18 protein-coding genes are annotated in these 21198 nt (G+C 63.5%); 4 read left to right on the forward strand and 14 right to left on the reverse strand.

What is annotated here, in order from left to right; genetic code table 11:
- Nucleotides 1-47 precede the first annotated feature (47 nt).
- From OIM99_RS07710 to OIM99_RS07745, 8 genes are read right to left on the reverse strand one after another with little or no spacing between them, the layout of a single operon-like run.
- Nucleotides 48-1667, reverse strand: coding sequence for an AMP-binding protein (locus OIM99_RS07710; RefSeq protein ID WP_311849749.1), 1620 nt, complete (start codon nt 1665-1667; stop codon nt 48-50).
- On the reverse strand, nt 1667-2815 hold the full coding sequence (locus OIM99_RS07715) for an acyl-CoA dehydrogenase family protein (protein WP_311849750.1): 1149 nt from the start codon (nt 2813-2815) through the stop codon (nt 1667-1669). Before OIM99_RS07715 ends, OIM99_RS07710 begins: the two co-directional genes overlap by 1 nt.
- 2 nt (nt 2816-2817) lie before the next feature.
- A complete protein-coding gene (locus tag OIM99_RS07720) occupies nt 2818-3630 on the reverse strand; it encodes an enoyl-CoA hydratase family protein (protein WP_311849751.1) in 813 nt (270 codons plus the stop codon).
- Nucleotides 3627-4100 (reverse strand): MarR family transcriptional regulator, encoded by a 474-nt coding sequence (locus tag OIM99_RS07725; protein ID WP_311849752.1) that lies wholly within the window; start codon nt 4098-4100, stop codon nt 3627-3629. Before OIM99_RS07725 ends, OIM99_RS07720 begins: the two co-directional genes overlap by 4 nt.
- A complete protein-coding gene (locus tag OIM99_RS07730; protein ID WP_311849753.1) occupies nt 4094-4852 on the reverse strand; it encodes an SDR family NAD(P)-dependent oxidoreductase in 759 nt (252 codons plus the stop codon). Before OIM99_RS07730 ends, OIM99_RS07725 begins: the two co-directional genes overlap by 7 nt.
- Nucleotides 4853-4874: 22 nt before the next feature.
- Nucleotides 4875-5267: a RidA family protein gene (locus OIM99_RS07735; protein WP_311849754.1), complete on the reverse strand. Its 393-nt coding sequence runs from the start codon at nt 5265-5267 to the stop codon at nt 4875-4877.
- An 11-nt stretch (nt 5268-5278) separates the two neighbouring features.
- Entirely contained in the window at nt 5279-7612 is a 2334-nt protein-coding gene (locus OIM99_RS07740) for a bifunctional salicylyl-CoA 5-hydroxylase/oxidoreductase (protein ID WP_311849755.1), read from the reverse strand.
- A 30-nt stretch (nt 7613-7642) separates the two neighbouring features.
- Complete coding sequence (locus OIM99_RS07745) at nt 7643-7873, reverse strand: hypothetical protein (protein WP_311849756.1); 231 nt, start codon at nt 7871-7873, stop codon at nt 7643-7645.
- Between the two features lie 16 nt (nt 7874-7889).
- Between OIM99_RS07745 and OIM99_RS07750 the strand changes: the two genes are divergently transcribed.
- Nucleotides 7890-8471, forward strand: coding sequence for an invasion associated locus B family protein (locus OIM99_RS07750; RefSeq protein ID WP_311849757.1), 582 nt, complete (start codon nt 7890-7892; stop codon nt 8469-8471).
- A 9-nt stretch (nt 8472-8480) separates the two neighbouring features.
- Here the strand turns inward: OIM99_RS07750 and OIM99_RS07755 are convergent, their stop codons facing one another.
- A complete protein-coding gene (locus tag OIM99_RS07755) occupies nt 8481-9257 on the reverse strand; it encodes a cyclase family protein (protein WP_311849758.1) in 777 nt (258 codons plus the stop codon).
- 291 nt (nt 9258-9548) lie between these two features.
- Here OIM99_RS07755 and OIM99_RS07760 point away from each other — a divergent pair, with 291 nt between their 5' ends.
- The 3 genes from OIM99_RS07760 (at nt 9549) to OIM99_RS07770 (ending at nt 12913) form a co-directional block, all read left to right on the forward strand.
- Nucleotides 9549-10778: a VOC family protein gene (locus tag OIM99_RS07760; protein WP_311849759.1), complete on the forward strand. Its 1230-nt coding sequence runs from the start codon at nt 9549-9551 to the stop codon at nt 10776-10778.
- A gap of 52 nt (nt 10779-10830) precedes the next feature.
- Nucleotides 10831-11739 carry a fumarylacetoacetate hydrolase family protein gene (locus tag OIM99_RS07765; protein ID WP_311849760.1) on the forward strand — a complete coding sequence of 303 codons (909 nt, stop codon included), beginning with the start codon at nt 10831-10833 and terminating at the stop codon, nt 11737-11739.
- 163 nt (nt 11740-11902) lie between these two features.
- Nucleotides 11903-12913: an amidohydrolase family protein gene (locus tag OIM99_RS07770; RefSeq protein ID WP_311849761.1), complete on the forward strand. Its 1011-nt coding sequence runs from the start codon at nt 11903-11905 to the stop codon at nt 12911-12913.
- Here OIM99_RS07770 and OIM99_RS07775 read toward each other — a convergent pair whose 3' ends face one another.
- The 5 genes from OIM99_RS07775 to OIM99_RS07795 all read right to left on the reverse strand — a co-directional run bounded on the left by OIM99_RS07775 (nt 12914) and on the right by OIM99_RS07795 (nt 21124).
- A complete protein-coding gene (locus OIM99_RS07775) occupies nt 12914-13183 on the reverse strand; it encodes a hypothetical protein (protein ID WP_311849762.1) in 270 nt (89 codons plus the stop codon). It abuts the gene before it with no gap.
- 145 nt (nt 13184-13328) lie between these two features.
- Nucleotides 13329-14489: a cellulose biosynthesis protein BcsN gene (gene bcsN / locus OIM99_RS07780; protein ID WP_311849763.1), complete on the reverse strand. Its 1161-nt coding sequence runs from the start codon at nt 14487-14489 to the stop codon at nt 13329-13331.
- A 1-nt stretch (nt 14490) separates the two neighbouring features.
- The gene (locus OIM99_RS07785) at nt 14491-17136 is read right to left on the reverse strand and encodes a hypothetical protein (protein WP_311849764.1); all 2646 of its coding nucleotides are present in this window, start codon (nt 17134-17136) and stop codon (nt 14491-14493) included.
- Nucleotides 17121-18266, reverse strand: a complete 1146-nt coding sequence (locus tag OIM99_RS07790; protein WP_409371485.1) for a glycosyl hydrolase family 8 — start codon at nt 18264-18266, stop codon at nt 17121-17123. The genes OIM99_RS07785 and OIM99_RS07790 overlap by 16 nt, the downstream gene beginning before the upstream one ends.
- Nucleotides 18266-21124 carry a cellulose biosynthesis cyclic di-GMP-binding regulatory protein BcsB gene (locus OIM99_RS07795; RefSeq protein ID WP_311849766.1) on the reverse strand — a complete coding sequence of 953 codons (2859 nt, stop codon included), beginning with the start codon at nt 21122-21124 and terminating at the stop codon, nt 18266-18268. The genes OIM99_RS07790 and OIM99_RS07795 overlap by 1 nt, the downstream gene beginning before the upstream one ends.
- Between the last annotated feature and the right edge of the window lie 74 nt (nt 21125-21198).

Genomic DNA, 21198 nt, shown 5'->3' on the forward strand with positions numbered 1-21198 from the left:
GAAAGGCTTATCGGCATTGAGCGAATCCGATGGGTCGCAGGCCGAGGTTACGCGCCCTCGCGCAACCGGAAACGCTGGATCTTGCCGGTCTGCGTCTTCGGCAGAGCGTCGAGAAACCTGACCGCGCGCGGATATTTATAGGGCGCGATCACCGCCTTGACGTGATCCTGCAGTTTCTTGATTTCCAAGGCATCCGGCGTCACGCCCTCGCATAGGACGACATAGGCGGCGACGATCTGGCCACGCTCGGGATCGGGGGCGGAGACGACGGCGCATTCCTTGACGTCCTCATGCGACAGAAGTGCTGCTTCCACTTCCGGACCGGCGATATTGTAGCCGGCGGAGACGATCATGTCGTCGGAGCGGGCGGCGAAGTGGAAGCGGCCGTCCTCGTCCTGCACGAAGGTGTCGCCGGTGAGGTTCCAGCCGTCGCGCACATAGGCCTTCTGGCGGTCGTCGGCGAGATAGCGGCAGCCCGTCGGTCCACGCACGGCGAGGCGGCCGGGCGTGCCGCGCGGCACTTCCTTCATGTCATCGTCGACCACCATGGCCTGATAGCCGCTGACAGGGCGACCGGTGGAACCGGGCGCCATGTCGTCGAAGCGATTGGTGATGAAGATATGCAGCATTTCGGTGGAGCCGATGCCGTCGAGCATCGGCTTGCCGGTTTTCTTCACCCAATCCTCGAAGACCGGGGCGGGCAGGGTTTCGCCGGCCGAGACGGCGACGCGCAGCGACGACAGGTCGGCGCCTTTTTCCATGGCGGCCAGCATGGCGCGATAGGCCGTCGGCGCGGTGAAGCTGACCGTCGCCTTATAGTTTTCGATGATTTCGATCATGTTGGGCGGCGAAGCGTTTTCCAACAGGGTCGCGGCGGCGCCGAAGCGCAGCGGGAAGATGGCGAGGCCGCCGAGACCGAAGGTGAAGGCGAGGGGTGGCGAGCCGACGAACACGTCGCTCGACTGTACGTTCAGCACTTCGCGCGCATAGCCATCGGCGATGATCAGGAGATCGCGATGGAAATGCATCGTCGCCTTGGGCTTGCCTGTCGTGCCCGAGGTGAAGCCGAGCAGCGCGACATCGTCGCGACCGGTCTTCACCGCATCGAATTTCACCGGCTTGTCGAGGGCGATGCGGTCGAGTTCGGCATCGTGATTGGCGGTGCCGTCGAAGCCCACCACCTGTTTAAGATATTGGCTTTCCTTGGCGCAGGCGACCAGTTCGTCCTTGATGCGCGTGTCGCACAGAGCGAGTGTGATTTCCGCCTTGTCGATGATCTGCGCCAGTTCGCCCGACCGCAGCATCGGCATGGTGTTGACGACGACGGCGCCGGCCTTGGTGGCGGCGAGCCAGCAGGCGACCATGGCCGGATTGTTGGCGGAGCGGATCAGCACACGATTGCCCGGCTTCACGCCATAGACCTCGACCAGCGCATGGGCGAGGCGGTTGGTCCAGTCGGACAGTTCCTTATACGTGCGGCGCCGACCGTTGCCGATCAGCGCCGTATTGTCGCCGAAGCCGCGTTCGACCATGCGGTCGGTGAGTTCGACGCCGACATTGAGATAGTCGGGATAGTTGAAGCCGCCCATGAGGAGCTGCGGCCACTGATCGGGCGGCGGAAGATTGTCGCGGGAGAAGGTATCGATATGCGCGGTGGGGCCAAGCATTATGTGCCTCCCATGATCTGACGGGCGATGACGACTTTCTGCACGTCCGACGCACCTTCATAGATGCGCAGCGCACGGATCTCTCGATAAAGGCTTTCGACGATATGGCCGTGGCGGACGCCGTCGCCGCCATGCAATTGCACCGCCTTGTCGATGACGCTTTGGGCGCGATCGGTGGCATAGAGCTTCGCCATCGCCGCCTCGCGGGTGACGCGCGGCGCGCCGCTGTCCTTGGTCCAGGCAGCGCGATAGATCAGCAGGGCCGAAGCATCGACATCGAGCGCCATGTCGGCGAGATGGCCTTGCACCATTTGCAGATCGAACAGTGGCGCGCCGAACAATTCGCGCTTCGTCGCGCGCGTCAGGCTTTCGTCGAGCGCGCGGCGGGCAAAGCCGAGCGCGGCGGCACCGACCGTCGAGCGGAAGACGTCGAGCACGGACATGGCGATCTTGAAGCCATCGCCGGGCTTGCCGATCAGAGCGGACGCCGGCAGGCGGCAGTCCTTGAAGGCGAGGCGGGCCAGCGGATGCGGCGCGATCACCTCGATGCGTTCGGCGATGCTGAGCCCTTTGGTGTCGGCCGGCACGAGAAAGGCCGAGAGGCCGCGTGCCCCCGGCGCTTCGCCGGTGCGGGCGAAGGTGATGTAGAAATCGGCGATGCCGCCGTTGGAAATCCAGGTCTTCTCGCCGTCGAGCACATAATGATCGCCGTCGCGCCGCGCCGTCATGTCCATATTGGCGACATCGGAGCCAGAGCGCGGTTCCGACAAAGCGAAGGCGGCCAGCGCTTGGCCGGCGCGGGTCTTGTTGAGCCATTGGCGTTGTTCGGTCGTGCCGTAGAGGCTCAGGGCGCCGGTGCCCAGCCCCTGCATGGCGAAGGCGAAATCGGCGAGGCCATCGTGGCGGGCCAGAGTCTCGCGGGTCAGGCAGAGGGTGCGCACGTCGAGCGGCTTGGGATCGGCCGGATCGATGGCGGTCGGAAGCAGCCAGCCGTCGCGGCCGAGCATGGCGACGAGTTCGCGGCAGGCGGCATCGACATCGCCGTGATCGAGGGGCAGATGCTTGGCACACCAGGCGTCGAGCTTGTCGGCGTGATCGCGATGGCGATCCTCGAAGAAGGGCCAGTTGAGAAAGGAACGATCCGACATGATCAATTTCCTTCAAAGACGGGTTTGCGCTTGGCGACGAAAGCTTCATAGGCGCGGTTGAAATCTTCGGTCTGCATGCAGATCGCTTGCGCCTGCGCTTCCGATTCGATGGCTTGGTCGAGGCTCATCGACCATTCCTGGTTCAACTGCGTCTTGGTGATACCGTTGGCGAAGGTCGGGCCGGAGATGATGCGTTTGGCGAGGTCGATCGCTTCCGCGTCCAATTGTTCAGGCGCGACGAGCCGGTTGAAGAAACCCCAGCGCTCGCCCTCGTCGGCGCTCATGGTGCGGCCGGTGTAGAGCAGTTCGGCGGCGCGGCCCTGGCCGATGATGCGCGGCAGGATGGCACAGGCGCCCATGTCGCAGCCGGCGAGGCCGACGCGCGTAAACAGGAAAGCGGTCTTGGCCTGCGGCGTGCCGAGCCTGATGTCGGAAGCCATGGCGACGATGGCGCCGGCACCGACCGCCACGCCGTCGACGGCCGCAACGATCGGCTTGCCGCAATGGATCATCGCCTTGACGAGATCGCCGGTCATGCGCGTGAAGGTGAGCAGGCCCTTCATGTCCATTTTGATCAGCGGGCCGATGATGTCATGCACGTCGCCGCCGGAGCAGAAATTGCCGCCGTTGGAGAGAAACACCACAGCGTCGATGTCATCGGCATAGACGAGATCGCGGAACGTATCGCGCAGCTCCGCATAGGATTCGAAGGTCAGCGGATTCTTGCGCTCGGGCCGCAACAGTTTCACCCGGGCGATGCGGTCGGCCACTTCCCAGAAGAAATGTTGCGGCTTCAATGCGGCCATGGATGTCATGTCTCGGCTTCCCAATTGCTGCGGAATGATTGCAAGACGGAGGCCAGTTCACGCGCCTCGTCTTCGTCGATGTCGGCGAAACGGGCGTTGACCCAGCCTTCGTGAACGGCGGCCATTTTGGCAAAGAACGTGCGGCCGGTTTTGGTCAGGCTCACCACCGACGTGCGCCGGTCGCCTTCACGCAAGGCACGCACGACAAAACCGTCGGCGACCAGGCGATCGATAATGCCGGTGACATTGCCATTGGAGACGAGCAGATAGCGCGACAGATCGCTCATCAGCATGCCGTCGGGCTCGCGATAGAGCGCGGCCATCACGTCGAAGCGCGGCAGCGTGGTGTCGAATTCGGTTTTCAGCTTGTCGCGCAGTTCCGCTTCGATCAGGCGCGACACGCGGAGAATGCGAACCCACAGGCGCAGCCGCTCCTTGCCTTGCTGCGGGGCCAGCGTGGCATGACGGGCTGCTACCATGTTTCGCCTCCGGAGATGGACAGGGTCTGGCCGGTGATCGATCGGGCGCCGTCGCCGATCAGCCACAGCACGGCGGAGGCGATTTCTTCTGGTTGTATAAAGCGGCCCTGCGGATTGACGGCGGCGAGCTCGGCGCGCGCTTCCTCGGCGCTGCGGCCGGTCTTGGCGGTGATGCGCTCGACCGAATCGGCCAAGAGTTCGGTTTCGGTGAAGCCGGGACAGATGGCATTGACGGTGATGCCGCTCTTGGCGGTCTCGGTGGCCAGTGCGCGCATCAGGCCGACGACGCCATGTTTGGCGGCGACATAAGGCGCCACATAGGCATAGCCCTTAAGGCCCGCCGTCGAGGCGATGAAGATGATACGGCCGCTCTTGCGCTTGTTCATGCCCGACAGCGCCGGCTTCACGGTGAGGAAAGCGCCAGTGAGATTGACGGCGAGGCTCGCCTGCCAATCGGCCAATGATGTGCGGGCAGCAGGTCCGCTCATCGCCATGCCGGCATTGGCGACAATGATATTGAAGGGCACGCCGTCGGCTTCCGCTTTGGCATGCACGGCCGCCATGGCCGCTTCATCGGTGACATCGGCCACGGCAATGTGGATGCGGGAATTGTCCTTCGCCACCGCTTCGAGCGGGCCAGCGCGACGGCCGGTGATGGTGACGTCGATGCCGGCTTGCGCCAGCGCCAAAGCCACCGCCTTGCCGACGCCGGTGCCGCCTCCCGTCACAAGAGCATGCCGTTTGCCGTTCATCATCCCTCCCTTGTGCTGTCGGTTATGGAACGACGGCGGTGGCCTGGATTTCGATCTTGGCGCGATCCTCGATGAGGGCAACCACCTGCACGCCGGCCATGGCCGGATAATGCCGGCCGATCACCTCGCGATAGGCAGCGCCGATGCCTTTCAGATTGGCGAGATATTCGCGCTTGTCAGTGAAATACCAGGTCATCGAGACGATGTGCTCGGGCTTTGCATTGCCGGCAGCGAGCACGTCGACAATGTTCTGCAAGGTCTGGCGCACCTGGCCGACGAAGTCGTCGGTCTCGAATTCGCAATTGCCGTTCCAGCCGATCTGACCGCCGACATGAATGGTGCGGCCTTCGGCGAGAATGCCGTTGGCGTAACCGATAGGCTTCTTCCAGCCGTCAGGTTGCAGGATCTGGTGCATGAGTTCTCTCGTTACTTCGTGCGCGCCGGTTCGGCGCGGGCCAGCAGGGTCTCGTATTGCGATTTGCCGGAATAATATTGTTTCGGCCAGGGGATCGAGGTGAGGCCAATCTTGGCGGCTTCGTGCAGGGTCCAGGCGGGATCGGACAGATGCGGCCTTGCGACGGCGCACAGATCGGCGCGGCCGGCGGAGATGATCGAATTGGCCTGATCAGCATCGGAAATGGCGCCCACCGCGATGGTGCCGATGCCGACTTCGTTGCGGATGCGATCGGAGAAGGGTGTCTGCCACATGCGGCCGAACACCGGCGCTTCTTCCTTCACCACCTGGCCGGTCGAACAGTCGATCATGTCGGCGCCGGCTTCCTTGAACAGGCGCGCGAAGATCACCGCATCATCGGAGGTGTTGCCACCATCAGCCCAATCGGTGCAGGACAGACGTATCGAGATCGGCTTGTCCTTCGGCCACACGGCGCGCATCGCCTTGAAGACTTCAAGCGGATAGCGGGCGCGGTTCTCGTGGCTGCCGCCATATTCGTCGTTGCGCAGATTGGTCAGCGGCGACAGGAAGCTGGAGAGCAGATAGCCGTGGGCGCAGTGCAGTTCGAGCCAATCGACGCCGGTGGTGGCGGCGAGTTCGGTCGAGCGGACGAAATCGGCCTTGATGCGCGCCATGTCCTCTTGCGTCATCGCCTGCGGCACCTGGCTGTTGGGCAGATACGGCAAGGCGGAGGCGGAATAGAGCGGCCAGTTGCCGCTGTCGAGCGGTTGGTCGATGCCGTCCCAGGCTAGTTTGGTCGAGCCCTTGCGCCCGGCATGGCCGATCTGAATGCCGATCTTGGCGCTGCTGTTATGATGCACGAAATCGGCGAGGCGGCGCCAGCCGGCGGCCTGTTCCTCATTCCACAGGCCGAGGCAGCCCGGCGTGATGCGACCATCGGGCGAGGTGCAGGTCATCTCGGCGAAGACGAGGCCGGTGCCGCCCATGGCGCGCGAGCCGATGTGGACGAGATGGAAATCGTTGATCAGCCCGTCCTTGGCCGAATACATGGCCATCGGCGACATGACGATGCGGTTGGGCAAAGTGGTGCCGCGCACCGTGAAGGGCGTGAAGATCGGCGGCAATCCTCGTTCATTGCCGCGTTGCTTTTTATCCTCGCCCTTCAGGCCGGCGCGTTCGGCGTACCAGTGTTCGAAACCTTCGAGCCAGGTCTTGTCGCGCAGGCGCAGGTTCTCGTGGCTGATGCGCTGCGAGCGCGTCAGCATGGAATACATGAATTGTTCCGGCTCGAGCGTGTCGGCATAGCGCTCGCCGACCACTTCGAACCATTCCATCGCATTGCGCGCGGCATTTTGGATGCGGGCTACATCGACGCGACGGATTTCCTCGTAGACCTTGAGGACTTCGGGAATGTGCTCTTTGCCGTGGCCGTGGGTCTGGAACTGGCGCGTCAGCTCGATGGCATCGTCGATGGCGAGTTTGGTGCCCGAGCCGATGGCGAAATGAGCGGTATGGGCGGCGTCGCCCATCAGCACCACATGGGACTGGCCGTTGAAAAGGCTCCATTGGCCGCAGATCAGCCGGCTGAAATTGATCCAGGCGGAGCCACGGATGTGGCGCGCATTGGTCAGGAGCGGAGCGCCTTGCAGCGTGTCGGCGAAGGTCTTTTCGCAGAAGGCGATCGACTCGTCCTGGTCCATCTTGTCGAGGCCATGGGCGAGATAGGTCTCTTCCGTCGTCTCGATGATGAAGGTCGAAGTCTCGGCGTCGAACTTATAGATATGCGCCTGGAACCAGCCATGTTCGGTGCGCTGGAAATCGAAGGTGAAGGCGTCGAACAGTTTCTTCGTGCCGAGCCAGATGAAGCGGTTCGGCCGCACTACGAGATCGGGTTTGAAATCGGCGACGTAGCGGTTGCGGATCTTCGAATTGACGCCGTCGGAGGCGATGATCAGATCGGCGTCGGGGAATTCGAGATCGGAATTGACGTCGCGTTCGAACACCAGTTCGACATCGAGCGCCTCGCAGCGCCGCTGCAGGATGTTGAGCAGTTTCTTGCGGCCGATGCCGACGAAGCCGTGCCCGGTGGTGCGCAGCTTCTTGCCCTTGAACACCAGTTCGATGTCGTCCCAGTGGTTGAAGGCGTCCTCGATCTCGGCGGCGCTCTCCGGGTCCCAGGCGCGCATGGCTTCCATGGTGGCGTCGGAAAAGACGACACCCCAGCCGAACGTGTCATAGGGACGGTTACGCTCGACCACCGAAATCGAATGTTCGGGGTGCAGCTTCTTCATCAGCAGGCCGAAATAAAGGCCGGCCGGTCCTCCACCAATGCAGACGATACGCAACGGCATCTCCCCAGTCTGGGCGCTGCTGAATTATTTCAAGCTTAAAATATCTAGGCTTAAAATATTGTCAAGGGCCGCCGCAGCAGGACGTTGGTCTATTTTAACGAGCGGATCGCGACATGCGCTGGCGATATTGCGCAGCATGACGCACTGGCATTCGCCGCCGATATGGCTTATCGCGCAGCGGACAAAAGTAGCGGGAACCGTTGATATGCTTTCATTTTTCTCATTCCAAACTGGTGCGAAGGCTGTCGCCGCCATCGTGGGCGTGGTGCTTATGAGTGGCGTCGCGCTGGCGCAGCAGCCGGCGGCCGAGCCGTCGAGCGAAGATACGGCAGCCGCCATGGAGCGGCTGCGCCGCGCCGCGCAGAACATTCCCGCCGGCACTCTGGCACCGACCGGCAATGCGCTGGCCAATGGCGCCTCGGCGATTAACGAAGTCTATGAGGACTGGACCGTCGATTGCCGGGTGGCCAATGAGCGCAAGCTCTGCCGTCTGTCGCAGGCGCAGGGCAACGGCCAGACCCGCCAGACCGTGTTCGCCATCGATCTCGACGTGCCGCGTGACAATAATCTCAGCGGTACTGTGCTGATGCCGCTCGGCGTCAAGCTCGATGCCGGCGCCATCGTGCGGCTCGATGACAAGCCGTTCGGCCAGGGCCTGCGGTATTCGGCCTGCGTCGCCCAGGGCTGTATCGCGCCTTTGACGGTACCGGCCGCCTCGGTGGACACTTTGCGCAAGGTGCAGAACATCAGCATCGCCTCGCTCAATCTGTCCAACAACGAGCCGGTGGTGTTCCGCATTTCCATGAAGGGCTTTTCGCCGGCGCTCGATCGCCTTGTCCAACTGGCCAAATAGACCAGTGACTTAATCCTCGAAAATGGCGACGGCGCGGGTCCATCCGGCGGACCCGCCCTTCACCTTCACGGGGAAGCAGGCGACCATGAAACCCTTGTCCGGCAGGCCTTCGAGATTGTGCAGCTTCTCGATGTGGCAGTAGCCGATCTCGCGGCCTGCCTTGTGGCCCTCCCAGATGATGCTGGCATCCTTGGTCTCAGCATAGCGTTTGGCGGTGAAGCCGAAGGGCGCGTCCCATGACCAGGCATCGGTGCCGGTGACGCGCACGCCGCGTGAGGTGAGGTACAGGGTCGCCTCGCGGCCCATGCCGCAGCCGGTCGGCACATAATCGGGCTGGCCGTAATGGGTGCCTGCCGCCGTATTGACCAGAACGATGTCGAGCGGGCGCAGCACATGGCCGATGCGCGCCAGTTCCTGTTCGACATCGGCTGCGGTGGCGACATAGCCGTCGGCGAAATGGCGGAAGTCGAGTTTGATCGCCGGCTGAAAGCACCAGTCGAGCGGCACTTCGTCGATGGTGATGGCGCGTTTGCCGCCGTCCATGGTCGAGGCATAGTGCCAGGGCGCGTCGAGATGGGTGCCGTTGTGGGTGGTGATCTGGCAGTGTTCGATCGCCCAGCCTTCGCCATCAGGTAAATCTTCGGGCTTCAGGCCTGGGAAATAACGGGCGACGGCGGGTGCCTGTTCCTTGTGGTCGATATATTGAATTTTCGGTTCGAGGCCTGGCGGGTCCGAGGCGATCCCGGCTTCCAATGGCACGGAAATATCGACAATGCGGCGACCCATGGCATCCTCCGATTCTTGCTCCCGTTCGAGCTTGCTGCCAGTTTCGCCATATCGGCGGCTTTGTCGATGCAGCAAAATCGCTGTCCAACGGCGATCGCTCTGCTGAAAGTGTCGGCAGCAGTGGGCTTTGTGCCTTCTGGCTGTGGACAAGACCGGGTGTGACTCGCTAGGTTCGCGCGCTGCCAACGCGTGTGGATCGCAGGCAGCGCAGCGCGGATGACCAACTCGAACCGGAAATGATCTTCCTGCAAACCAAGACCGAGGGTCCTGCGCGCGACAAGGGAGGACGATATGCCTGAAGATATTCGGGTGGGAGAACGGCAGTTTAACGTCGGCGGCACGGTGCTCGACCGGCCATTCCAGATCCGGCGCCTGGGTCATTTTGGTTTGGACGTTCACGACGTCGATGCCGGGATCGCCTTTTACACGCGCATGTTCGGATTGAAGATCGCCGATCCGATTGATTTCGGCGCCCGCATGCCGGCCGAAGAGCAGGGCAAGCATGGCACGGGCATCGGCTATTTCATGCGCCATGGTACCGACCATCATTCCTTCGTGCTGTTTCCGCGTCGGGTGCGCCGCGTGCTGTTGAAGCATCTGGCGCCGCATATGACCGTCAACCAGATTACCTGGCAGGTCGGCAGTCTGCGCGAAGTGGTCGAGGGATCGACCTGGCTGAAGGGTGGCGGCGTGCGCGTCGCCCGGGCCGGCCGCGACAATCCCGGTTCCAACTGGCACGCCTATCCGGTCGATCCGGAAGGTCACACCAATGAAATCTACTACGGCATCGAGCAGATCGGCTGGGACGGGCTGAGCAAGCCCAAGGGCATGCACCGGCGCGACTATCACGATTCACCGACCCTGCCGCACCGCTCCGAATTCGCCGAGGTCGAGGAAGGCCTGGCCGCCAACATCGCCGTCGCCGACGGCTATCGCTTCAAGGAACCGCTAGACGAAAAATACGATGTCGGCGGCATTCTGCTCGGGCGGCCGTTCAAGGTGACCAAGATCGGGCCGATCCGACTGTTCGTCGAAGACGTGGCCGCGGTCACCGCCTTCTACCGGGACACGATGGGCCTGCGCTTCACCGATGAGGTGGTGTGGAACGGCCATCGCTGCACGTTCCTGCGCGCCAATACGGAGCATCACTCGCTGGCGCTCTATCCCGTGGCGCTGCGCCAAGAACTTGGCCTGAGCGCCCATACGTCGCTGTTCTCCTGCGGCTTTCAGGTCGGCGACTATACGCAGCTGCGCGACGCGGTAACCTTCTTGCAGGAGCAGGGCGTCACCGTGCGCAAACTGCCGCCGGAGCTTTTCCCCGGCATCGATTTCAGCGCCTTCGCCATCGATCCCGATGGCCATGCCATTCAGCTCTATCACCACATGGAGCAGATTGGCTGGGATGGCCGGCCGATGCCGGCGGACTTGCGCCGCAAGGTCGATAATGCGAACTGGCCCCAGACATTGCCGATGCAGAGCGACAGCTTTAATGGCGAGGTTTATCTCGGGCCTTGGAACTGAAAGAAATTCGGGACGGTCATCGTGACCGGATCGCAATGATGAGGACGAAAACGTGAAGTTTCTGACTTACAAATCCGGTAAAGAGTTGAAGGTCGGCGTATTGGACGAAGAGAATGGTGTGCTCGACGTCGTGCTGGCGGCCAAGAAGCTTTTGAAGACCGAACTGCCGGACACGCTGCGCGAAATCATCGCCGCCGGTCCGAGCGCTCTGTCGACGGCCAAGAAGGCCCTCAAGGCGGCGCAGGCGAAGCCCAAGGGCATGTTCACGCCGCTCAAGAAAGTGAAGATCGCGACGCCGCTGCCGGGCGCCACGAAGAACGTGTTCTGCGTCGGCCGTAACTACAAGCTGCACATCGAAGAAATGGCCGCCAAGCGCGGCGGTCCGGTGAACTATCCGAAAATGCCGGAATTCTTCTCCAAGCCGCCGACCACCATCGTCGGTCACGAGGACAAGGTCGAGCGTCACGCCAAATACACCGACGAACTCGATTACGAAGTCGAACTGGGCCTCGTCATCGGCAAGAAGGGCCGCAACATCTCCGAAGCCAATGCGCTCAAGCACGTGTGGGGCTATACGGTCGTCAACGACGTCACCGCCCGCGACGCGCAGCGCAATCACGGTCAGTTTTTCAAGGGCAAGAGCTATGACTCGCATTGCCCGATCGGTCCGTACATCGTCACGGCCGACGAATTCGGCAAGCCGGATGGCCATCGTCTGACCCTCAAGGTCAATGGCAAGATCCGCCAGGATTCGACCACGTCCGATCTTTATTTCGGCGTGCCGCGCATCATCGAAAGCCTGTCGGGCGCGCTGACGCTTGAGCCGGGCGACATCGTCGCCACCGGTACGCCGTCGGGCGTTGCCGCCGGCATGCCGAAGCCGGAATTCCTGCAGGTCGGCGATATCGTCGAAGCCGAGGTCGAAGGCATCGGCGTGCTGCGCAACAAGATCGTCGACTAACAGCAAATCGCGTTTTCGCGATTTTGCTGATACGACTGAGACCGTGCCCGCTCCGGCGGGCACGGTTCTCCAAGCTGGATCAACCAGCGGATAAACAGAGGGGAACGGCGTCCCAGACCAAATCGTGTTCGTGATTTTGGTAGGACGTTCAGGGAGCACGCCCATGACCATCGACATGCACGCGCATTGGGTTCCGGAAGCATTTTGCGACGCCATGCGAGCGCGCAGCACGCCGCCCTTCATCCGCCGCAAGGAGGATGGCCGCGAATATCTCGAATCCTCCTTCAATTCCTCGCCCTTGGCGCAGCGCGAGAGTGCCGCGCAGCGCATCGCCGAGATGGACAAGGCCGGTGTCGAACGCGGCGTTCTCTCGCTGACCACTGTCTATGGCGTCGAGCGTCTGCCCAGCGCCGAGGCGGTGCCGCTCTGCCAGGCATTCAACGATGCGGTGGCCGCCGCCTGCGCGCAATATCCCGATCGTTTCAACGGTTTGGCGGCCCTGCCGGTGGCCGACATGGACGAGACGCTGGCGGAATTCCGTCGCGTCATGGCCATGCCCGGCATGGTCGGCGCGCTGTTGCCTGGAGACGGTTTTCTGTCGATCAAGCGAGCGGAAAAATTCCAGCCGCTGTTCGAGGCGGCCGATGCGCTGGGCGCCATCTTCCTGGTGCATTACGCCAAGATCGCCGACGACCCGGAGGCACCGAAAGTGGATGCGTCTGACAACGGCCATTCGCGGGTTGGTACGCTCGACATGCAGGCGCGCCTGTCGTCGAATATGGTCACCTTCTGCATGACCGACTTTCTCAAGGCGTTTCCCAACGTCACGGTGCTGTCGCACAATCTCGGCGGCAATATTCCTTTCGAAGTCGATCGTCTCGACCATCGCAGCCTGCTCGACCGGCCGCAGGACGAACTGCCGTCGAAGCGGATCCGCGAGGCGTCGGTGCTGGTCGATTGCAATTCGCTCGGCGCGCGGTCGATCGAACTGGCGGTCGAATGCTACGGGCCGGAGCGGATCGTCTATGGTTCCGACGGCACGGGCTTCGGCATGGAATGGACCAACAAGGCGATTTCCGAAGCCAGGATTTCCGACGCGGATAAGGACGCTATCCGGCATGCGACGGCCGCCCGCGCCCTGGCGCGGGTCCGCAAGTCGCAAACTATTGGGTGACTACGGTTCGAAGAACAGGCGGATGATGTCGGCGTCGCCGGAATCGACCACCGGGATGTCGCCGAACTCTCCGTCCATGTCGGGATAGAATTCCTTCGACAGATGGATTTCCGTCAGCGGCGTATTGGCACGCTCGCCGGACAGAACAGCCTTTTCAAGCAAGACGAGCAGTTCGCCTTCGTGGCGCGGCACTTCCGTCAATGTCAGCGACGTCTTGCCCGTACTCGGCAGGACCGCGTGCAACATCTGTTCGAACTCAGGTATCGACATGGGTACTCCCAGGCGCGACGAACCCGGGCCAAATAGGCTCTCCGCCGCCGAATGCAACAGGTATAAGACGTTCGACCGACGGTTTGGTTTCGGTCAAGTTTGCCGCAAAGATGGGCAGCGGCAATAAAATCCCTTTTTTGTCAGTTTATTGACGGAAATTTGGCGGCCGGTACGGCTCCTGCGACGTTGGGCCGCGATAGGCCTGGGCCGGCAGGTTCGGGTTGAGCCGCTGCGGCACCGGCGCGGCGGAAGCGCCATAGCCGCCTGTCGGAGCTGCCGGCGGCGTCACGGCCTGCTGCGGCACTGGGCCGAGGTAGCGCGGTCCGGTCGGCTGGACGGGCTGCTGCGGTACGATCGTCGTGGCCGGCGGTGCCTGTGGAGCGGGTGCTGCGACCTCGCGCGGCTCCTCCTGCTGGTCCCTGGGCTTGTGGCGGACGATACGGCGGGCTGGGCGGGATTGTGCGGCGACCTGCTGCCGGTTTTCCGCGGCGGGGCGGCCGGCGCCGCTCAAGGCGCTTTCCAGGCTGCCGACGCGGGTCACCGGCGCGGTCACGGCCGTCGTGCGGCCACCGCGTCCGTTGTCAACGAAAGCGCCGGGGTCGATGTTGCGGCGATCCATCGTCAGGATACGCACGGTGGCCTCAGGCTCGCCCATCTGCAAGGCTTCGACATAGCCTGCCAGTTGATCGAGGTCCTTGGTGCCGCTGCACAGGCGGATGCGGATGGAAGCGGGCGCGCCGCGGCCGGCCAGCACCGCGCCGAAACGGGCCAGGCCCGAACGGTTCGGTCCGGCATCACGAATGTTATCGACCCATTGCCAGGCGAAGATGCAACGATGGCCGTTGCCCTGCTTGCCGATAGCCAGGCCAAAGGGGCCAAGCGCGTTCTGCATCGGCTTGGTGACGATGTTCATCTGGATGCCGCGAAAGCGCGACAGGATTTCCGACTGGATACCGCGCTCCGACGGCTTGCCCATCTGCAGCATATTGGGGCCGCCCGGCGAGGCTTCGGTCTCGATGCTGACTTCCAGCACGTTCTCGGACTTGGTGCCGGCATCGAAGCCCATCACGATGTCCTGGCGCGTACCGTTGGGATAGTTGCGTTCGCGGATGCGCGTCACGGCGCCGGCCTCGATCGGCAGCAGCATCATCGCCTGTTGGAAGCTCGCATCGCCGGTGGGATTGGCGGTGACGGGAACGGTGGCGGCGGCGGCGCTCTCGTCGCGTGACAGGTAGCGTTGCTCGCTCGAAGTTCTGCCGCAAGCGGCGGCGAGCAACGCCAGAGGCAGGATCAGCCAGCGTTTCATGTTAGTGGCCCTCCTCTTGCGTGGGCGTGGTGACGATGAATTCCGCCGTGGCGAGCGGCGGCGGCGAATTAAGATGGTCGAAGACCTGCCGGGCCTCGCCGAGACGGCCGAGATTGAGCAGCGACCAGCCGCGCACGAGCCGCAGCTCCAGCGGCTCGAACAGAGTTTTGGCGCGACGGTCGAGCATGGCGAGTGCGGCGGCGTAATTCTTGTCGTTGTAGCGCGCGACCGCTTCGCGGCCGGCGTCGTCGCTGACCTTGGCGAGTGGTGCGCGCATTGGCGCGGCCGGCAGCGCATCGGGATCGGTCGGGCGCGGCTCCAGGAACGCCAGCAGCGACAGGGTGCGGGCCGCCGGCGAGGAGCGTTTGGGGTCGCTCATGCTGCGTGCGATCCTGGTCACGCCGCCCGTCGGCGTCATGTCGATCTGCGAACGGCGGCCACCGCCCGGCGAGAATTGCTGCATGGTCGGCTGCTGTTGGATCGGCATGAAGGGTGCCGAGGTGCCGGTCGCCGCGGCCGGTGGCGGCACGCGCGGCAATTGGCCGAGCATGCCGGCGATGCCTTCGAGGTCCTGGCGCACACCGTCGCCGCCAGCGCCTTGCGACGTGCCGCGCGTAGCGCGCGCATCTTCCGCCTGCTGCGTCGTCCAGATCGTGCCGTCCGGTGCTTTCTCCGCCGTATGCGGTTCGCTCGCCTGGGTGGCGCCGTTCCAGCCGGGCAGCAGAGCGAAGCCATAGCGTTCATAGGGCATGGCGCCGACGCCCGGCACACGGCGCGCCACAAGCGGGAAGGGGCCACGATAATATTCAGGCGCCATCGGCGTCATTGCCATCGTGCCGCTGGCGGCGATCGCCATCGGCTTGCCGAACAATCGGCCCGACGAAGCAAAGCGCAGCGGATTCTCCGGGCCGATGGCGACGGGGAATTCCTGCGGATTCAATTTCGGCATCGGCGCCGCCGCCGTCTGCCACGTCGCATAGCCCTGCTGCATCGGCGTGAACTGCTGCACGTTGCCGCTGCGCATGCCACCGGGGCCCGGGCCAGCAGCGCGTGGCGCCTGCTGGCCGAGATACATGTTCTGCTGGCCGGCATAGGCGTTCTGCGTCGCGTAATAGCTGTTCAGCATCTGCTGGCGCTGTTTCGGCGAGGCGCTCTGCAGATCGCAGGGCGTCGGCGGGCGGCGGATGCCGTCGGGGAAGACCAGTTCGACGACTTTCGGAAACAGGCCGTCGTAGCGATTGATCAGTTCGACATAGTCCTTCATCCGCTTGGTGCGGCGTGCCGAAACGGCGAGGCCGTAGATGGTTCCTTCCTTCGGATACCAGGCGGCGGCGCGCGAAAACCATTCGTAAGCGGTGTCGAACTGGCAGGCATTATAGGCGTACCAGCCGAGCGCCTGGGCACCTTCGCCGGAACCCAGATCCATCGTCACCTGCGCGTAACGTAGCAGCCGTTCCGGCTCGATATAGGGCGGGATCTCCTTGGTGAGATCGCGCTCCAGAATATCGATGAACAGGATGGCGTTGTTGATCAGCGGCTGCCGCCAGGCATAGGCGACTTCCTCGGTCTCGCGATACATGCCGAGTTCGCGCAGCGAATGGGCGAGGCCATGGGCGATCATCGCATCGCCGCCGCGTTCCAACGCCAGCTTGAACCATTCCAGCGCTTCGCGGAAAGCCTTCGCCTTGTAATAGTACCAGGCGACGAGGCCGGCCTGATTGGGATCGCTGGCGCTGCGCGCGTAATCCTCGAAGGCTTTCAGCTCAGTGCCGGGCACTTCGTCTTTGCGCTCGTCATGCAGATAGGCGCTGATGCGCATGCGTGTGATGTCGGTCTGGATCGGCGCCCATTCGTTGGCGCGGCCCATGGCGATCAGCGGCTCGACATCGGACATGCGCAAGGCCGCCATCGCCTTCTGGATGGTGGCGAGCCGCACGTCCGATTCACGGTTCATCGTCAGGATCGATTTGTAGGTCTGAACCGCGTCCTGGGTCTGCTTGGTTTTGGCATAGGCCTCGGCTACCGCCCAGAGGACGTCGACGTCGGTCTCTTCCGGATTGAAATTGTCTTTCTTGAGTATGTCGAGCAGGTCTTGCAGCTTGCCGCCGTTGAAGAGCGACAGGATCTGATTGCGCAAGGTCTTGCGCGCCAGTTTCTGCGTCAGCTCGGCTGAGGGCTGCCAGCCCGGCTCGGCGCGCATGCGCAGATCGATGGCGGCTCTCAGATCGTCGAGCTGATCGGCGGCGAACAGATCCCAGAAGGATTGCTCGTCTTCGCCACCTGCTCTGTTCTGCTCATAGAGATCGGCCGGCGGTTCCCAGCCTGGATAAAGCCGTTGCAGACGGCGCATTTCCGTTTGCACGCGCTGGGTCTGATTGAGCGAGGCGTAATAACGCAGAGCGGAATCGTCGACCGTGTCGCCGGGGCCAAGCGGCAGGCCGAGCCCTGGAACGGGTTGGATCGCTTGCGGCGTGGCGCGCGGCGCGTCGATGGGGCGGTTGTTCGGGGCAGGCGTCGGCGCGATGCCGGGGCGCGGCCGCGCGCCCTCGACAATGAAATCGCTCTGACCAAACGCCACCGGCGCCGCGATGAAGGCGGCTGCGCAGAGGCCCAGGCTCAGAAGATGCGATTTCAGTTTCTGAGGCATGAAGCATACCTCATTTGAATCGCCAGCAGCGCCATCATGTGCAGCGTCGTCGGATAGTAGTTATCGGCATCGCGCGGCGCGCGGAGATTGGCGGGGATCGGCGCCTGATCGACGGCGCACGACAGGAGCGCGGCGATGCTGGAATAGCCGGCTTCGCCAAGCTGTTCGACCTCGCGGCCGGAACTCACTTCGATCGCGGCGACGCTGCCGCGCTTGCGCGTCGACCAGGCATAGAAGGGCGCATAGCTGTCCCAATCGCCGACGCCAGCCCAGGCCATGTAGAGCGGAATGCGGATCGAATTATAGGAGAACTGCGCCGGAAAGCCGTCGGCCGGCTTGATGCCGTTGTCGCGGATGGAAATCCATTCGGTCGGCAGGCTTTGCGGCCCAAAGCGCGCCGCCTTCATCAGATCGAGACCGGTCTGCGTCAGTCCGTTCCAGTCGAGCTCCGGCGCGACGAGATAAAGCCGCGCGAAGGCGGGGAAGACGTAATAGGACAGGTTGATCACGGGGCCATCAGGCCGATCACCGGCCGAGAAGCCGTTGACGGCGGGCAAGAGCAGCGCGCCTTGTTGCGCCTTGAACAGAACGAGCTTGCGGCCGACCTCGACGGCGATGCGCCGCCCGGCAATATAATAAGAGACATCGGCCCAAAGCTCGCCCGCTTCGGCGAGCGCCCAGGCGACGAGAATGTCGCCGTCGCTGGCGTTGTTCATGTCGGACACGCCGGGACGATGATTGGGCGACCAGCGCCAGGCCATGAGCTGATCGTCGCGTACCATCAGATTGGCGCGCGTCCACGTCCAGATACGATCGAAGGTCGGGCGGTCGTTGGCGGCCACCGCCAGCAGCATGGCATAGCCCTGGCCCTCGCTGTGGCTGATGAGATCGTTGGCGGTATCGACGACGCGGCCGGTGTTGGTGACGAAGCGCGCTTTATAGGCCTGCCAATATTGCACCGCCTTGAACGTGCCGCCGAGCGGCATGGCGCGGGCGTCGAGAGACAGAACGCGTCGCGGTTCGCTCACCGGCACATTGGCCGGCGTCACGCCCTGTGCCTGCGCCCAGGACGCGATCGTCGAAGACGCAAGCAACAGAGAGGCGGTCGCGATCGCCTTCAGGATACGCATCATGTACTCCGACCCACGCCCTTCAAGAACCAGTGCGTGGCACACGCCAGAACCAGCGCCAGTATGAAGGCCAACAGAACGTAAATATTTCGATTCAGCGACAACCAGCCGGCAGCGATCAGGCGCATGTTGTCGATGGAGAGCGGTTGTGTCGCCACCAGCCGGGCGTTCTCGACGGGAATGTCGACGATGGCGCCTTCGGCGGCGTTCAACACGGAAACCTTGCCGCTGATCTGCTGCCAGACGCGCGGATCGACCAGGCAGTTGACCGATTGGGCGAGCATGGCGGCATTGGGCGCGGTGACCAACGTGCGCACGCTGTCGGGCGTGCTGCCGGTCAGATCCTGCGCCATGACCAACGAGGCCTGTCGGGTCAGCACGGGACGGCGGACGCGGACTTCGAAATGATCGCCGATCCAATTGCGGGTGTCGCCGTAAAGCGAGCTGCCCCAATCGAGCGCGCGTCGATAGGTGTTGAGCGCCTTGCCGAACATGCCGTCCTGATTACGAATGTTGGAATCCCATTCGTCGTAAAGACCCTTGTCGGCATCGCCGATGGCGCCGACGGCGGTCGGATCGATTTGGAATTTGGCAGAGGCCTCGGCACTGCGGAAGCCGCCTTGCGGTGTCGGCATGTGACAGGCGGCTGGGAAGTTGCGCTGCAGGACGAGGCGGTGGCGTGCCATCGCCTCGGTGCGCGACAGTTGCTCGCTCTGCGGCGCGACTTCCGCGTTCACCGCTTCGCTCCAGTTGTCGAGAATGATCTGCTGCTGCAGGCCGACGGACTTATAAGTGTCGTTTTGGACGGACAGCGCCGGTGCGACGATCAGGGCCGGGCCTTGTTCAGGTGTCGGCTCGTTCAAGGTCAATTCAAAGTCGATCGGCTTTCCGGCCGAGGTGGCGAGATGGGTGGCGAGCGTCGCCGCCGCGCCGATCGCTTCCTTGCTCGGTGCCGGTACATAAAGCACCGGGCGCTTCTCGGCGCTGGCATAGGGAAAGGCGCCGGTCGCTGTCACCGCGAGATCGGGCATGCGGCCGATGCGGGCGATCTTCGGCAGTTCGATCTCAGTCGAATCGAGCAGCAGGAAACGCTTACGGCCGGAAATGGCGGCGATAGGATCGCAAGCGGTGTCACTTGGCACGGCGAGCTGCGCTTCGATTTCGATGCGGTTGAGGCCTGGCCGCAGGCTACCGAGCGGCAGCGGAATCGGATTGCGCTGGAAGACGTCGCCGCTGCTCTTCGGCAGCGCCAGGCTGACGGCGGTGCGCGTGTTGACGTTGACGACGATCTGCGCGCCGGTGCGCAGGCCCGGCGCATAGCCGCCGGCGAGATCGAGCGTCACTTTCGCATAATCGGCGGAGTAAAAATCCGGCGGCAGCACGATATTGAAGCCGACGCGGAACATGCGGCCGCTGAATTCCTGGCTGATCACGCCAAGGTCACGCAGCTTGACGCGCTCGCCACCGAACAGGCGATAGCCGGGGAAAGCCTGCGCGGCGCGAATGCCTTGCGGCGTGCCCTTCAGCTCCGACGAAATGGAAAACTGGCGCAGCGCCGCGTTGACGTCTTCTTCTGTGCGGCCGGTGAAGACCACGGTGGTGCGCTTGCCGCCGGAGGCGGGAATGATGACGACGCGCGGCCCCAGCACCTGGCCGACATTCATCGCGCCGAGCTGGCTGCCGATGTCGTTGATGGTGCCGATGGCGAGATTGATGCCATGCAGGCCGTCGGCGAGCGGGCCGACATCGACGGAGGTCTGCTGGAAACGGCCATGCAGCGCCAGCATCTGGGTCGCACGCATGACGCGATCGATGCTGGCGACACTGGTCTTGCCGGGGATGACGGCGCGGATCGGCATGGCGCCTTGCTCATCGACCGGCAGAGCGGCGAGATCGGCGATATTGGTGACGGCGCCGGTGCCGCTCAGCACCAGGCCGGTCTGGGTCGGATCGATCTGCGTCCACAGTTCATAGGTCGCCTGGAGCGAGCAATCGACGCGATGGCGCTGCTCGGCCATGATGCGGATCGAGTTGAAACCCGCTTTCATCAGGCCGTCGGAAATATCGAAGACGGCCGTGCGCACGCCGCGCGAGCCGGTGATATTGGTGCGGCCGACCGTCTGATCGTTGACCATCAACGTCAGATAAGAGGCCTCCGGCATGACCGAGACCGCCGACAGGAAGCCGATCTGGAATTTCAGGCCGCGCTGAATCTGGTTCTCGGTGAGATAGAGGGGCCATTCGGACGAGCCGATTTCGCCGGACAGGCGGAAGCCCTGCACATTGTTGGCGAGGTGGCGCAGCAGAACGCCATTTTCCTTCAGCGATCCACCGCGCGTGGCGATGGTCGGCTTCGGCTGGGTTGTCGGCGTAAACGGTTTCGGCGCCGCCATTTGCGGCGTCACCGGAATGGCGAGGGGCGCCATGCCGGATGTCGGCGCGGTGGGCGCCTGCGCGATGGGGGCTTGCGCGATCGGTGCCGGCTGCGCGGCCGGCGACGGCTGAACAATGGGAGCCTGCGCGACGGGCGCGGGAGCAACGGGGACTTGTGCAACAGGGACTTGTGCAACAGGGACTTGCGCAACAGGGGCCGGTGCAACGGGCGCCGGCAATTGTGCGGTCGCGGGTTGTTCAGCCGGCGCAGGTGTGGGGCCGAGCGGAATCTGACGCGGCGGCGGACGCGTCTCGGTGCTGGCGGTCGGTGGCAGCGAGCGGCGCAACTGCTGCACGCCATAGAGATCGGAGGGCTTTTGCGGCGCGGTCTCGGTCGGTTGCGGTGACGTCGGCTGCAGGCGTTGCAGGCTCGGCGGTGCCGTCGTGAATATCGGCTGCGCAGGCGCAAGGGTGCTCGCGGCCATGAGCATGACCGCCGCGAGCGTTTGCGTCGCTGCAAACGATATGGACCTGCTGATCAGCATTTTCTTGTGTCTGG

Source organism: Methylocella sp. CPCC 101449 (assembly GCF_031921685.1).
Taxonomy (GTDB): Bacteria; Pseudomonadota; Alphaproteobacteria; order Rhizobiales; family Beijerinckiaceae; genus Terripilifer.